Raw genomic sequence first — 15,986 nt, 5'->3', positions numbered from 1 at the left:
AACAAATCTATGCCTAAATGTGAGTCATTACAAACCTTGGCGTTTGGTATTATGAAGCTACTTGCTTGTCAGTTACTGCTGGCTGTTTTTGTTGGAGAGGTCGGTTTAGCCAGCCCCTCTGTCGCGCAGGGTGTTCTTGATCGCCCGGTTACACTACAGGTAACGAATCAGAACATTGGTTCGATCCTGACGCAGCTCCACAAGCAGGCTGATGTACGCTTTACCTACAGTTCGTCCATTGTTGAAACGAACCGGAAGGTAACCCTATCGGTCGTAAACGAGCGGTTGTCGGAGGTGATGAACCGATTGTTCGGGCCGCTTAACGTAGCGTATAAAGTGGAAGGGAAACAGATCATTCTGTATAAAAATGAGCGGGGTGGTGCTGCCGGGTCGAATGAGTCGGCGTCGTTACGGACGGATGGCCAGGTAGCCATTACGGTAAAAGGACGCGTTACGGACGATAAAGGCATGGGCCTGCCCGGGGCCAATGTGCTCATCAAAGGAACCACCAATGGCACCGTCACCGATCAGGATGGGGCGTATGCCCTTTCGGTACAGACCGGTACCGAAACGCTGGTGTTCTCTTTTATCGGGTATAGTTCGAAAGAAGTCGTACTAGCCAATCGCACAACGGTGGACGTGCAACTGACGGCCGATGACAAGTCGCTCTCCGAGGTCGTAGTCGTGGGGTATGGCACCCAGCGCAAGGCAGATCTGACCAGTGCCGTCGCCAGCGTTAAAGCCGAAAACTTCGTAAAGGGAGCGGTAAAAGATGCGGGACAGCTTTTGCAGGGAAAAGTAGCCGGACTAACGATCAGTAACCCCAGTGGTGACCCGACGGCCAACACGCAGATCGTTCTGAGGGGAACCGCTACGCTGACCAGCAGCACGCAGCCGCTGGTTCTGATTGACGGAATACCGGGCGGGCTGAACACCGTAGCACCGGAAGATATTGCTTCGATCGACGTATTGAAAGATGGATCGGCGGCCGCCATTTACGGAACGCGCGGTACCAACGGGGTCATTCTGATTACGACCCGTCGGCCACAAGGCGATATTAAACCAACCATCGAATACAGTGGATACGTCAGTACCCAGACGATTACCCGGAAGCCTGATTTGCTGACGGCCACCGATTACCGGCGGCTCATTCCGCAGGGCGTTGGCTTCTCGGACCTGGGGGGCGATACCGACTGGGTCAAGGCGCTGTCGAGAACTCCGCTTATTCATGTGCACAACGTAACTCTGCGGGGCGGTAATGCAACAACTAACTACCTGGCCACGGGTACGTACCGGTATTTTGAAGGCATTTTACTGAAGTCCGACAACCGCACGTTTACGGGTCGGGTGGATATAAATCACAACATGTTCGACAACCGGTTGAAGCTCAATATCGGGTTGTTGAGTACCAATAATCGTTACAACACATCGGGCGACGGGGCCAGCTTTAACGGCTACACCTACCGGCAGGCGTTGATTCAGAACCCAACCCAGCCCATCACCAATGCCGATGGCTCCTGGTATCAGCAAGCGGGGCTGTTCAACTACGATAATCCGCTGGCGCGTATTTATGAATCGGATGGCGAAAACAAATCGCTCAATACACGCTACAGCGGAAGCCTGACCTGGTTACCAATCAACGGGCTGCAAATAAAAGCGCTGACCTCCTACAACCAGTTCAATCAAACGCGGGGCTACGCAGAAACGAAGCAAAACATCTCGACCATTCGGGATGGCCGGAACGGCTATGCCTCACGGGGTACGCAGGCCGTAACCGATCGGCTGGTGGAGCTAACGGCCAGTTATGATCATAGCCTTGGCGATCACCGTCTGTCGGCCTTGGCCGGTTACAGCTACCAGGATAATGTGTATGAAGACTACTACATGCAGAACTGGAACTTTCCTACCGACAAGTTCACGTACAATAACATCGGCCTGGGTAATGCCCTGAAAACGGGTCTGGCACCCATCGGCAGTGGGAAGTCGGCTTGGAATCTGGTTGGATTTTTTGGCCGATTGACCTACAACTACCTGGACAAATACCTGGTTCTGGCAAGTCTGCGCCGGGAAGCATCATCCAAATTTGTGGGCGCTAACCAACCCTGGGGTACATTTCCGGCCGTATCGGTTGGCTGGCGTATCAACCGGGAGGGGTTCCTTCAGAATGTCAAGGCCATCGACGATCTGAAACTCCGTGCGGGGTACGGCGTAACGGGTACGGCTCCCGACGACTTGTTTCTGGGGGTAGCCCGGCTTAACTACAGCGGCTATTTCCTGGTGAATGGTACGTGGGTGCCGAGTCTGGTACCCGCCAGCAACCCCAACCCCTACCTGCGCTGGGAAGAAAAACGAGAAACCAACATTGGGCTGGACTTCTCGTTTTATAAAGGCCGGTTGAGCGGTTCGATCGACCTGTATAATCGCGAAACGAACGGATTGCTGTACGATTATCCGGTTCCGTCGCCCCCCAATTTGTTCGGGACAACACGGGCCAACGTTGGGTCGATGCGTAACCGGGGCGTTGAAGTGATCATCAATACGGTACCGCTTCAGACCAAGACGTTCGTCTGGAATTCGAGTGTCAATTTCTCGTCCAACCAGAACCGGCTGACGTCGCTGACGAATGACCTGTATACCCTGACCAACGATTTCTTCAACGCGGGTGGTACGGGCGAACCAATCCAGACGTATACCAGCCGGGTGCAGGTGGGTCAGCCCATTGGTAACTTCTACGGCTTTAAAGTAGTGGGCGTGGGTGATGATGGTAAGTGGATTTACCAGAACAAAGAGGGCCAGCAGGTGCCCTACGACAAATTTACCCACAGCGATGAGGATAAAATGGTGCTGGGAAATGGCCTGCCAAAATACTACGCAGGCTGGAATAACAACCTGCGGTACAAGAATCTTGACCTAGCCGTTACCATGCGGGGCGCCTTTGGGTATCAGATTCTGAACTTCCAGCGGATGTATTACGAGAATCCGGGCGTCACGCAGTATAACCAGCTGAAATCGGCGCAGGAGCCGGTGTTCGGGAAAGCCGTTCTTAACAAGAATGTACCGCTTGAATACAACAGTTACTACGTAGAAAACGGTGATTTCTGGAAGATTGACAACATTACGCTGGGCTATAACCTGAACCTGGCGAACAACAAGATCATTCGCAATGCCCGCGTCTACGTATCAACGCTGAACACCTTTCAGTTCACGGGCTACAAGGGTATCGATCCGGAAGTGAACCGGGGCGGACTGGCCCCTGGTCTCGATGATCGGGATAAATACCCGTCAGTTCGTACCTACACGGTTGGCTTAAACCTTAACTTTTAATTTACTACCCGATTCACATGAAAAAATACAATCGAATTGTCGGGGTTGTTGTATTGCTGTCTTTCGTTGGAACAACGTTCAACGCCTGCACCAAACTTCAGGATGAAAATTATACCCAACTGGTGAGCAGCGCGTTCACCCCAACCACCCAGGACCTGGCATCGTTGGTTGGGCCCGCCTATGGCAACTGGCGCCCGCTGATGATGCAGAACAACGGCTTTTTCAGAACCAATGAAATCAGTGCGGATGAACTGGTTATTCCCTCCCGCCCGAACGGCTGGGTGGATGGGGGTATCTACCGGCGGATGCACGAGCACAAATGGACCGCGCAGGAAGGCAATACGTACGATAACTGGAACAATGCCTTCGGGGGCATTACGAACGCAAACCGGGTAATTTACCAGGTCGAATCCGGGCAAATTCCGATAACGCAGGGGAAAGATGCCCTGCTGGCCGAACTGCGGGTGCTCCGGGCCTCGTACTACTATGTGCTGTGTGACATTTTCGGTAATGTGCCCATCGTGACCAAGTTTAACGTGGAGGATGGCTTTCTGCCGGATCAGAGTTCACGGGTCGACGTCTACAATTTCATCGTCAAGGAACTGACGGAGTCGTTGCCTTTATTGAGTGATAACGCGGACAAGAGCACCTACGGGCGTTTCAACAACAAATGGGCCGCTTACGCGCTATTGGCTAAAATGTACCTCAACGCGCAGGTATTTTCGGGTACGGCGCAATGGGATAAATGTGCCGCAGCCTGCGACGCGATCATTAACTCCGGTAAGTTTCAGCTGGAAACGAATCAAAAGGATGTTTTTAAAACCCTTAACGAAAACTCGAAAGAGATTGTCTTTGCCATTCCTTACGACGAAATATACGGGCAGGTATTTAGCCTGGCCATGGAAACGCTCCAGCCAGCCAACCAGAAAACGTATGGTATTGAAGCTGCCTGCTGGGGCGGCACCTGTGCGATTCCTCAGTTTATCAACACCTATGACCCGGACGATAGCCGGCTGAAAGATAACTGGATCCAGGGGCAGCAGTATGACGCATCCGGGCAGATTCTATTGGGCAGTATGCGCGCAACCAACGGAAAACCACTGATTTACGTCAACGCCGTGCCGGGCATCGATTCGTCGGAAGAAGTACATGGCTATCGACTGGGCAAGTATGAATTCAAACAGGGACTTCGGGTCAATATGAGCAACGACGTTCCTTTATTCCGGTATGCTGATGTGCTGATGATGAAAGCCGAATGCCTGCTGCGTACGGGAAAGGCCGATGAGGCTGCGACCATTGTGAGCCAGATCAGACAGCGGAGTTTTAAAAACAATCCGACAAAGGCTACCGTGACCAGCGCCGATTTGATGAAAGGAAGCGTGTACAAATACGGCCTGACCCGTAATGGTCAATTCACCACCACCGAAACGGGTACGGATGTGCAGTACGGTCGTTTTCTGGACGAACTGGGTTGGGAGTTTACGCAGGAAGGGCGCCGTCGGCAGGACATGATCCGGTTTGGTATTTATACGAAGAAATCCTGGCTGTCGCACACACCAAATGGGGATTACCGCATCCTGTTACCCATTCCCCAGGCCGAAATCAACAAGAATCCCAAACTCAAGCAGAATCCGGGTTACTAGTCCGCTAGAAGGAAATACTATTCAATAGCGATGAATAACGGTGATTTGTGAGATCGTATGGTCCGTAGTTCGTGTCTCCATGAACTATGGACCATACGACCCAAGAAAGCGGACAACAAATCCCATAAAATTGTACCCAACCGTAACTTTTGACAGACAGGTGGAAACGTTAGTAAACACAGGGGCAGTCCAGCCGGGGCTGACCCAACAAGAGATGATCCGATTCGGACCGATAGCGGAAGGGCTAGTGGTCTGGGGCAGTCTTTGTTTTATACTGCTACTATCTGCCTGTCAGCCCGCCAGTAAACCCGATTCGGATCACCTGTTTTCTCGGCTACCAGCTGACCAGACCCACGTTACGTTCCGGAATGACCTTCCCGAAGATGAAGACACCAACCCCCTCGTGTACGAATACACGTACAATGGTGGGGGAGTAGCCACGGGCGATGTGAACGGCGATGGCCTGGATGATCTCTATTTTACGGCGAACAAAGGCGACAACAAACTTTTTTTAAACCGGACGCAGACGAACGAACGGGAACATTCGACCATTCAGTTCGAAGACGTGACAACGCTGGCTGGCGTTGCTGATACCCAAAACTGGAAAACGGGGGTCACGATGGCCGACGTCAATGGCGATGGTCGGCTGGATATTTACGTCTGCCACTCGGGTAACATTGCCCCGGAGAAGCGCGTCAATCGTTTATTCATCAATCAGGGAAATGATACGAAGAACAGGCCCCGGTTCAGGGAAGAAGCGGCCCGGTACGGATTGGCCGATTCGGCCTTTAGCACGCAGGCGGCTTTCTTCGATTTCGACCACGACCATGACCTGGATATGGTGCTGCTCAACCACAGCCCGCGTCGGTTCGAAAACCTCGACGATGTGGGCATTGAGCGCATGATGAATACACCCGATAAATTAACGGGGGTAAAGCTATACCGCAATGACAATGGTTATTTTCACGACGTTACCCAGGTCGCTGGTTTACGAAACACCCGTCTGGCGTATGGACTCGGTATTTCCATTGCTGATGTTAACAACGACGGCTGGAATGACTTGTACTTATCCAACGACTACCTGGCCCCGGACTATCTCTACATCAACCGGCAGGGGCACTTTGTTGACCAGACAAACGCTGCCCTGGGCCACACCTCGCAGTTCTCGATGGGTAACGATATTGCCGATATTAACAACGATGGCTGGAGCGATATTTTTACCATGGACATGCTGCCGGAAGATAACCGTCGGCAAAAACTCCTCTTCGCTAATGACAACTACGAGCTTTTTGCCCTCCGCGAACGTACCGGCCTCCGGAAACAGTACATGCGCAACATGCTGCATCTGAATCAGGGCTTTGTGGAGAAAAAAGGCAGGGATGAAACGGGTAAGAGCGTGGCGCAGTCTGTTTCGCCAACGCCGGTTTTCGCGGAAGTGGGGCAGGTAGCGGGGGTGTCAAATACTGACTGGAGCTGGGCACCCCTGGCGGCCGATCTGGATAACGACGGCTGGAAAGACCTGGTTATTACAAACGGGTACGTCCATGATTACACGAACATGGACTTTCTGAAATTCATGGGCGATTACGTAAAAGCGAATCAGGGAAACATTCAGCGAAGTAACCTGCTGGAACTGGTACGCCAGATGCCTTCGTCCAACGTTATCAATTACGTTTTCCGCAACAATGCCGGTTCGGTCCCCGCTGACCTGGTGGATCAGGGCAGCCTATTCACTAACGTGAGCCGGGAGTGGGGGTTCGATACGCCCTCCAACAGCAACGGAGCGGCCTACGCCGACCTGGACAACGATGGCGATCTGGATATAGTCGTCAATAACATCAACCAGGAGGCTTTCGTGTATCGAAATAATGCGGACCGGCTTTTTCATCACAACACACTATCCGTGAACCTTCGGGGTGAGGACAGGAACCGCTTTGGGGTGGGGGCCGCAGTCACGCTCTACAGTCACGGAACCCGGCAGCGGCAGGAACAACTCCTGTGCCGGGGGTTTCAATCGAGCGTTTCGCCGGTGCTCCATTTCGGGTTAGGTAACCAGACCAGGATAGATTCCATACGGGTGGTCTGGCCGGGCGGGGCGGAGCAATGGCTAAAAGCTGTGGCGGCCAATCAAGTCATTACGGTTCAGGAAAGGGACGCCCGGCGCACCGCTGATCGATCGGCGGACAACCAAAACCCAGTTTTCGCCATCGTGTCGTCGCCGGTCAGTTTTACCCACGTTGAAAACGAAGTTAATGATTTCAAACGGCAACCGTTATTAACCAATTCACTGTCCTACAGTGGCCCCTGCCTGGCGAAAGGCGATGTAAACGGTGATGGACGATTGGATCTGTTTATTGGGGGAGCTTCCGGCTACGGTGGTCGTCTGTTTATCCAGCAAGTGTCGGGCCAGTTTACCGAATCCAGCCAGCCAGCGCTGGTGGCGGATTATTTGCAGGAAGATACCGATGCGGCTTTTCTGGATGCTGACGGCGACGGCGATCAGGATGTGTACGTGTGCAGCGGGGGCTACGACAATTTTCTGCCCAACGACGCGCTTCTGCAGGACCGACTGTACCTCAACGATGGCAAAGGGCATTTCAGAAAAAGCCCCGATGCGCTGCCGAAGATGTATGCCAGTACGGGTTGCGTTCGGGTAGCTGACTTGAACAGCGATGGGCATCCGGATCTGTTTGTCGGGGGGCGGGTTGTACCGGCCCGTTATCCGGAACCCCCCGAAAGTTATGTGCTGCTCAACGACGGACACGGCCATTTTCGTGATTATACCAACCAGGTTGCCCCGTCCGTCAAGCACCTTGGGATGGTAACCGACGCGGCCTGGGCAGACATGAATGCCGACGGGAAACCCGACCTGATTACGGTGGGCGACTGGTTACCCATTCAGATCTGGATCAACAAAGGGGGCAAACTTCAGGACCGTACTACAGACTATCTGCCCGCAAACCTGACGGGCTGGTGGAACCGACTGCTCGTTGCAGACCTGAACGGTGACCATAAGCCCGACATTGTGGTGGGCAACATGGGCCTGAATACGCAGTGCAAAGCGAGTGCTACCCAGCCCGCCGACCTGGTTTACAAAGACTTTGATGACAACGGCACCATTGATCCCATTCTGTGCATGCCTATTCAGAAACAGCCGTATCCGTTCGTTTCCCGCGATGAATTACTGGACCAGATAAGCAGTATGCGGACACGGTTCACGGATTACAAAAGCTACGCGGAAACCAGGCTGGACGATGTGTTTACGAAGGCCGAACAGCAGGGGGCAAAAACGTTGCGCGTCACGAACCTTCAAACAACGGGATTTGTCAGTTCACCTACGGGGCGGTACCATGCCATTCGGTTACCGATAGAAACGCAGTACACCCCCATTTATGCCCTCGATACCCTGGATTACAACGCCGATGGACACCTTGATCTGGTCATGGGTGGCAACATCACCCACAGCCGAATCCGGTTCGGCAACAACGACGCAGGCCTGGGGCTTCTGTTGCGGGGCGATGGCCGGGGGGGCTTTACGTACGTACCCCAGAAAACGTCGGGGCTGGCGATTCGGGGTGACATTCGGAGCTTTATTCAGGTAAACGGGCTCTTGCTCGTCGGGCGAAACAACCAGTCAATCATGGCAGCCAAAATCGCAAAAAACTAATGCGTATAAGCCTAATCGGTATACTGGTCTGGGTAATGGGTCTGCTGCTGCCGTCCTGCCGCCCCGCTACACCGCCCCAGTACCAGCCGGGCCGGGAGCAGATTATCGAAGTTATCGACCAAATGAATGAGTTAATGATGCACGACGTCACGAACCCGCCCCTGGCCAGTCGTTTTTTTGCCTACGCCATGCTGGCTGGTTACGAAACGCTTAGTCAGTCGGACTCGACGTTGCAACCCCTGGCCAAGGTGTTGACTGGTTATCCGGTTGTTAGAACGCCCGCCATAACCGGCTATAATCCGCAACTGGCGGCCTTGTTTGCCATGCTGGAAACCGCAGGCCGTATGCAACCTTCCGGTAAAAAACTAGTTGACCGGCAGATCGATCTGCTGGAACACTACCGTCGGCAGGGCATGCCCGATGATACGTTGACCGCATCGCAGGCCTATGGACATGAGATTGCGAAGGCGCTGGTAGCTTACGCGAAAAAGGATGGCTACAACCGGCTGAGCGATTATCCGCGTTATACCCCGGCCAAAGGCGACGGCTACTGGTACCCAACACCCCCGAGTTTTCTGGCGGCTATCGAACCCCATTTTAATAAAATAAGACCGTTCATCCTTGATTCTGCCGCGGCTTTCAAACCCGTTGTCCCTGCCGTGTACAGCCGAGCGACGAACAGCAATTTTTATCGCCAGCTAACGGACGTATGCCGAACGGGTCAATCGCTGACGGTTGAGCAGAAGGCTATCGCATCGTTCTGGGATTGTAATCCGTTTGCGGTACAGGATGTGGGGCATTTACAGATCGGGCTGAAAAAAATGTCGCCGGGGGCACACTGGATGAAAATCGCGGGTACCGTCTGCCGTCAACGAAAAATTAGTTTCGCGAAAACGCTTCAGGTGCACACACTGTTGGCGATAACGCTGATGGACGCGTTTATCTGTTGCTGGGATGAAAAATACCGAAGCAATCGCATCCGGCCTGAAACCGCCATTCGGCGCGCCATCGACCCAAATTGGAAACCACTGCTCCAAACGCCCCCCTTTCCGGAGTACCTGAGTGGACATTCGGTTGTTTCCGGCGCGTCGGCCGAAGTCCTGACGTATTTTTTCGGGGATAACCTGGCCTACATTGATTCAACTGAAATTGGATTTGGCCTGCCACCCCGGCGTTTCACCTCGTTTCGGCAGGCTGCTGAGGAAGCGGGTATATCGCGCTTTTACGGCGGTATACACTTCATGGATTCCGTGCAGGAAGGACTTAAGCAGGGGCGAAAAGTAGGTTCGTATGTGGTGTCGGAGTTTTCGGGACCCTTACGATCACAAACCAGTGCCAATACATTAACTCATACAATAACTTTATGAAATCAGTCTCTTTTCTCGTGGGGGCCACACTACTGGTTGGGCACAGCCTGGCTCAGGTAGTTCAGAAAGGCTACCCGATTGCGCCGGTTCCCATCAATCAGGTTAAGTTCACCGATAACTTCTGGTTGCCCAAGATCAGAACCGTTCAAAAAACGACCCTTCCGTTTGGTTTCGATAAGTCCTACAAAGAGGGGCGGATGGATAATTTCCTGATTGCAGGAGGTAAAATGCAGGGGACGACACGCGGCAAAATGCCCTTCGACGATACAGACGTTTACAAGCTCATCGAAGGAGCGTCCAACTCACTGATCAGTTCGCCCGACAAAAAAATGGCGGCTTACCTTGATTCCCTAATTACCATCGTCAAAGTAGGGCAGGAGCCCGATGGGTACCTGACGACCTGGCACACCATAGACCCTAATCATCCCCCGGCCGATTGGGTAAAGCCCGGCCCGCGGTGGCAGGGGGAGATCATGAGCCATGAACTTTACAATGCCGGCCATCTCTACGAGGCAGCCGCTATCCACTACGTGGCTACCGGCAAACGCAATTTTCTGGACATTGCCCTGAAAAATGCCGATTTACTGGTTAAAACGTTTGGGCCTGCGCCAGGTCAGCAAAAAGCACCGCCGGGCCATCAGATTGTGGAAACCGGGTTGATCAAACTCTACAACATTACCCACAAGAACGAGTACCTGAAGCTGGCTAAGTTCTTTCTCGACGCGCGGGGTGATTCCACGACGCACAAGCTGTATGGAGCCTACAGCCAGGATCACGAGCCGGTTAGCAAGCAGGACGAAGCGGTTGGCCATGCCGTTCGCGCAGTATACATGTACGCGGGCATGACCGACGTAGCGGCTTTATATACCGATAAAACCTACCTGAATGCGGTTAAAGCGCTCTGGGAAAATACCGTGAACAAGAAAATGTACATTACGGGTGGTATTGGCTCGCGGCATGAGGGGGAAGCGTTTGGCGAAAATTACGAACTGCCCAATAAAACGGCCTATAATGAAACCTGCGCAGCCATCGGTGATGTCTACTGGAACCAGCGGTTATTTATGCTCACCGGCGACGCCAAGTACTACGATGTTATTGAACGAACGTTGTATAACGGGCTGATTTCGGGTATTTCGCTTCGCGGTGATGAATTTTTCTACCCGAATCCTCTGGAGTCAGATGGGCAGTACAAATTCAATTTTGGTGCTAGTACCCGCCAGCCCTGGTTCGACTGTTCCTGCTGCCCTACCAACCTGGTTCGGTTTATTCCGTCGGTTCCGAATCTGGTGTATGCTACCCAAAAAGACAGCCTGTTTATCAATCTGTTTGCGTCGAACCAGGCGCAGGTTCGACTTAACAACGTACCCGTCACAATTAAACAGCAGACTGACTACCCCTGGAATGGCGCGGTCAACATCACGGTGAATCCGGCCAAACAAGCCCGTTTTAGTGTAAAAATTCGCATTCCCGGCTGGGCACGGAATGAAGTGTTGCCGGGTAATCTGTACGCCTTTACCAACCGGACAACAGCACCGGTGCAACTGACGGTGAATGGAAAAGCGGTGCAGCCCGATAGCCAGTCGGGATACGCTACCATCACCCGGAACTGGAAACAAGGCGACGTAATTGGACTGGTGTTGCCCATGAGCATCCGCCGGGTCGTGACAAACGAAGCGGTGAACGAAGATAAAGGGCTGGTGTCACTGGAATATGGCCCGGTCGTTTACTGCGTGGAGGGCGTTGATAACCAGAACAAAGTAACCGACATTGAACTACCCGACAGTGCTTCGCTCCACATCGAGAAAAAAGCCGAGTTGCTGGGGGGCGTCAACATCATTACCGGCGCTGTGCCTCTCAAGAGTCAGCCGGCGGGTAAGCTGAATCTGGTGGCTGTACCCTATTACACCTGGTCGAACCGGGGAGTAGGTCCTATGAAAGTATGGTTGCCGCGTGAGAAGTAATCAAAGGATCGTTTATTTACTAGGTTGGGAATCAGAAAGGGGGAAGATCTTGTCTTCCCCCCTTTTCTTTACAATGCCTGCTTGAGGTGAAAAGCCATTGGCAGCTGCGCCGGTCGTTTCTGTCAGGCAGGCTGCATCTGGTTTACGGTTGCGCTACATCCTTACCCATCGCTTGCCCGCTCATCCGGCTACTTTCCCAACGATCCCTACTTTCTGATTAATCTGGTTACAATCCCGGTTTTGCCCAACAATTCGGCGTTAATTGGGCTTATAGGCATATGAGCACTCCTTCTATTCCCGATACGAACCTGTCCCTGCAAGAATCCGACGGTCGTCAGCTATTACAGACCTCCATCAGCGATTATGTGGATTTTTTAAAGAAACAACCCACTTTCTGCGGAACCCCCGAGCAGCAGGAAGCGATGATCAATCATGTTGCCCAGGGCCATGACCTGATCAAACTGGTAGCCGCTGAACGGATGAAGATCACCCGGCAACTAGATCACCAGAAGCATAACTGGATGGAACTGGAAAAAGAGCTGACAGCCCCTCTCGTCGCGGCCATGCAACCCCTGAAAGATGCGGTTGAGCATTACAACCGGGAGTTACTTCGGATTCGGGCGCACCAGGGTGAGGCAACCCCGTCGGCAGATGGCACATCGCCCGACGAAACCACCTGGCTAACCCCGGAGGTGGCCCGGGTGGCTCTGCCAAAAGGGGTGCAGATGAAATGGGCCTTCAAGATAGTAGACGCGAATCAAGTGCCCAATGGGTATTGGATAATTGATGAAGTAGCCATCAAAGCTGCCATCAGCAATGGCATACGCACAATTCCCGGCGTTGAGATATACGAGGAAGCTGTTACAACCTTTCGGCGGTAACCCCGTCGACACGCTACACTCACGAAGCAACCTGACTGCCTTGTTTGACGATTGTGAAGATGACTTTACTGCCGTCTTCGCTCAGCATTTGCTGGTCGATGGAGGCTTTTTCCTGGTAATGGTCAAGCGTTCCTTCAATTAGACCTAGAGCCAGATCGGACAGTCGGCGGCTGGAATGATAAACCATCTGCAGGGTATCCTCATCCACTCGAGTCGTAAGAAAGTGGGGCAATTCCGCGTCTGGATACAGTTTTTTGACTTCTACGTGAATGTAATCGTCCACCGTACTCAAAAAGGAGAAAGCATCGGGAGCCGCCAGAATGAAGTGATGGTAATTGGTAACAAAAGTCCTGAACAGAAAACGGCCGTATTCCCGCAGTAGGTCGGCTGCGGGAACATGGGTACACTCGCTCAGGTTCGTAACCAGGTGGGTCATTTCACTGGAAGGATACGTACCGGCCGATGTATAATTACCACCAGAGGGTAAATTACTGGTTAACAGCAATGTGTCGACCAATTCGTAATTGTACTTTTGCTCGACCATATCCAGGAACTGGGTGAATACAATACCTCTCATTGGTTATCTATGTTTGTGTTTGGTATGGTTATGATTAGACGTCAGGCGAGATGGTTGGGCTCTACCAGCTCAAAATGACGTTCCAGTAAACGCATCAGGGCTTCGGGGCGAAGCGGTTTGTGAAGAAAATCGACAACGTGCCTGTTCGACAGGGCTCGCTTGTGGTCTTCGGGGTCAAAGGAGGTCGTCAGCATGACAACAATGATTTTGGCCCGGTAACAGTCGTCCAGTTGATTGTACTGCTCCAGAAAGTCCCATCCGTTCAGGCCCGGCATGTTAATGTCTAGAAAAATAATACTGGGTTTGGCAACCTCGTCCAGGTTTTCGTAACAGCCCGACTGGGTCAGAAAAGCAAGCGCTTCCTTTACATTGGTGATGGCTTTAACCGGAACGTTGAGACCAGATCGTTCGATTATTTTGGTGTGAAACAGGTTGACAAATTTATCGTCATCGACTAGGAGAATACTGTCAAGGTCTTTGAATTTTCCCATAAAAGACTCGAAATTAACTTGTTAATAGTTGATAGGTATAGTAAAAAAGAACGTAGCGCCCTCGCCAGGTGCTGATTCGACCCATAGATCACCACCGTGTAGCTCAATGATCTTTCGGCAATGGGCCAGGCCAATCCCATTTCCTTCGTAGGTATCGAGGTTGTGTAATCGCTGAAAAATCAGGAAAATCTTGTCTTTGTGAATTGGGTCAATGCCAATGCCATTATCGCTGATCGCAAACATCCAGCACCCAGCGCTTTGCTGGGCCGAAATCGTAATGAAAGAAGGCACATGTTCTTTCCTGAACTTGATGGCATTACTAATCAGGTTTAGAAATAACTGCCGTAACTCAAGCGGATAAGCAGTAAGTTGAGGTAAATTTGAATAAGCCAGTGTTGCTCCTGTCATCCGGAGACGAGTCAGCAAATCTTCTTTTACCGTATCAACGATTTGAGTACAATCGACAACGGAGAGATGTCTTTCCTGGCCAAGGCGTGAGTAATCCAGCAGACCTTTAATCAAATTCTTCATCCGGTCTGCGCTCTGGCTGATGATGTTCAGGTAGCTTCGCGCGGTGTCGTCGAACTGCTCGGGATGCTCAAGGCAAAGTAATTCGATAAAATTCATCACGTTCAGCAGGGGTTCCTGCAAGTCGTGGGAGGCAATGTAGACAAATTGTTCAAGCTCCTTATTTCGATTTTCCAGACGCTGGGCATTCAGTCTGAGCGCTGTTTCGGCCTGTACCCGTTCGGTTAGGTCTCTGGTAATTTTAGCAAAACCAATTACCTCGCCCTGGTCATCGTGTAGGGCCGTAATCGTTATAAGTCCCCAAAAAGCACTTTTGTCTTTTCGAAAACGCCATCCTTCATAATAGGCGCTTCCCTCACGGGCGGCTTTGTTCAGCAGTTGTTCGGGCAGGTTAAGTTGACGATCCTCGTCGGAATAGAAAATGTTGAAATTCTGCTGAATGATCTCCTCAGCCCGGTAACCCTTTATTTTTTCGGCCCCCTTGTTCCATGTTTCAATATTTCCTTGCTTACTTAACAGAATAATGGCATGATCGTCAATCTCATCCATCATTCTAAGTAAACGTTCCTGTTTGGTATCAACTTTCATTTACCGAACCAATAAGTCATAATAATCCATATAAATATAAACTTGATATTTATTAAGTTTATAATATTCATACAAAAAATTATTAAAGTATTAACACTTCATATGAATAATAATAGTTATGTTATGCGCTAATTGATTTGCTTTTAACCTGTTAAAGTAGAATATATTGGTCAGCCACGGCTGTTGCTCCGGTTTGTGTGGGCTAATCTATACGAAGGATATCGGGAACCGTTGGGGCAGATTTGCCCGAGAAACAACGTATTTATGTGGAGCGGTTTAGCCTGGTGTACGCATTCAGTCAAAGACACTACCGGAACTACCCCAGCCAATGAGCAATTCCGATAGTGTAGGCAAGGGGTTACTAGGTTACGACTGAGGCTCCTCAAATAGCGGAGCATAATCGTCCGACAGTGTAACCTTTAGCTTGTGCAGTTCGCCTTCAGTGACCATCTCCTTCAGTACCGACATAAACTGGTGCGTATAGCGTTCGCCCGTAGCTGCGTCGACGCCGAGTTTGTCGGCTACGCGCTGATAAAATTCGGTTAGCTTGAACCGTTCGCCCTGGTCGCGGTCCTCGGGAGACACTTCCCGGATTATGTCGAGTAGGGGACCCGGCAGTTGCGCCCCCAGATTATCAGCTGCGTTACCAGCCAGGTGAGCCGTCAGGGTATGCAGAAACGCACGGGTGATGTCGAGTACGTCACCTTCCGACTCGACAGAAAGGACCGCTTTGGCCTGGTGAATGAATTCTGGATATTGCATATTGCTGGACTGAATTAGTTATGATTGGTCAACCCGCCGTTTGGGCAAGATGTTGGCCTGAATACCGACTTTACGTTTACAAATCGGCTATTATCGATGCTATGAACGGCGAGTAGATTCAAGTAAGCTGACGGTCAGCGGCATTACTAACGCGGCACCCGGCGAGGGCGTAGTAGGGTTAATTCGATTCGTTCAGA

At 51.7% G+C, this 15,986-nt stretch carries 10 protein-coding genes; 6 read left to right on the top strand and 4 right to left on the bottom strand.

Annotation, left to right across the window (positions count from 1 at the left end):
- Nucleotides 1–51: 51 nt before the first annotated feature.
- The 6 genes from ACYU87_RS09120 (at nt 52) to ACYU87_RS09095 (ending at nt 12,843) form a co-directional block, all read left to right on the top strand.
- Nucleotides 52–3,324 carry a TonB-dependent receptor gene (locus tag ACYU87_RS09120; protein ID WP_461133753.1) on the top strand — a complete coding sequence of 1,091 codons (3,273 nt, stop codon included), beginning with the start codon at nt 52–54 and terminating at the stop codon, nt 3,322–3,324.
- 17 nt (nt 3,325–3,341) lie between these two features.
- Nucleotides 3,342–4,967, top strand: coding sequence for a RagB/SusD family nutrient uptake outer membrane protein (locus ACYU87_RS09115; RefSeq protein ID WP_461133752.1), 1,626 nt, complete (start codon nt 3,342–3,344; stop codon nt 4,965–4,967).
- A gap of 160 nt (nt 4,968–5,127) precedes the next feature.
- On the top strand, nt 5,128–8,634 hold the full coding sequence (locus tag ACYU87_RS09110; RefSeq protein ID WP_461133751.1) for a VCBS repeat-containing protein: 3,507 nt from the start codon (nt 5,128–5,130) through the stop codon (nt 8,632–8,634).
- Entirely contained in the window at nt 8,634–10,001 is a 1,368-nt protein-coding gene (locus ACYU87_RS09105) for a vanadium-dependent haloperoxidase (RefSeq protein WP_461133750.1), read from the top strand. The genes ACYU87_RS09110 and ACYU87_RS09105 overlap by 1 nt, the downstream gene beginning before the upstream one ends.
- Nucleotides 9,998–11,962 carry a glycoside hydrolase family 127 protein gene (locus tag ACYU87_RS09100; RefSeq protein ID WP_461133749.1) on the top strand — a complete coding sequence of 655 codons (1,965 nt, stop codon included), beginning with the start codon at nt 9,998–10,000 and terminating at the stop codon, nt 11,960–11,962. Before ACYU87_RS09105 ends, ACYU87_RS09100 begins: the two co-directional genes overlap by 4 nt.
- A gap of 278 nt (nt 11,963–12,240) precedes the next feature.
- Nucleotides 12,241–12,843: a hypothetical protein gene (locus ACYU87_RS09095; protein WP_461133748.1), complete on the top strand. Its 603-nt coding sequence runs from the start codon at nt 12,241–12,243 to the stop codon at nt 12,841–12,843.
- Between the two features lie 19 nt (nt 12,844–12,862).
- Here ACYU87_RS09095 and ACYU87_RS09090 read toward each other — a convergent pair whose 3' ends face one another.
- From ACYU87_RS09090 to ACYU87_RS09075, 4 genes are all read right to left on the bottom strand, one after another.
- Nucleotides 12,863–13,420 (bottom strand): heme NO-binding domain-containing protein, encoded by a 558-nt coding sequence (locus ACYU87_RS09090; RefSeq protein WP_461133747.1) that lies wholly within the window; start codon nt 13,418–13,420, stop codon nt 12,863–12,865.
- A gap of 41 nt (nt 13,421–13,461) precedes the next feature.
- Nucleotides 13,462–13,911 (bottom strand): response regulator, encoded by a 450-nt coding sequence (locus ACYU87_RS09085; RefSeq protein ID WP_461133746.1) that lies wholly within the window; start codon nt 13,909–13,911, stop codon nt 13,462–13,464.
- Nucleotides 13,912–13,932: 21 nt separating this feature from the next.
- Nucleotides 13,933–15,027: a sensor histidine kinase gene (locus ACYU87_RS09080; RefSeq protein ID WP_461133745.1), complete on the bottom strand. Its 1,095-nt coding sequence runs from the start codon at nt 15,025–15,027 to the stop codon at nt 13,933–13,935.
- 366 nt (nt 15,028–15,393) lie between these two features.
- A complete protein-coding gene (locus ACYU87_RS09075; protein ID WP_461133744.1) occupies nt 15,394–15,789 on the bottom strand; it encodes a DUF2267 domain-containing protein in 396 nt (131 codons plus the stop codon).
- Nucleotides 15,790–15,986 lie beyond the last annotated feature (197 nt).

The organism is Spirosoma lituiforme (assembly GCF_054776635.1).
The sequence above is the reverse complement of the archived record's forward strand: the minus strand, read 5'-3'. Positions and strand labels throughout refer to the sequence as shown.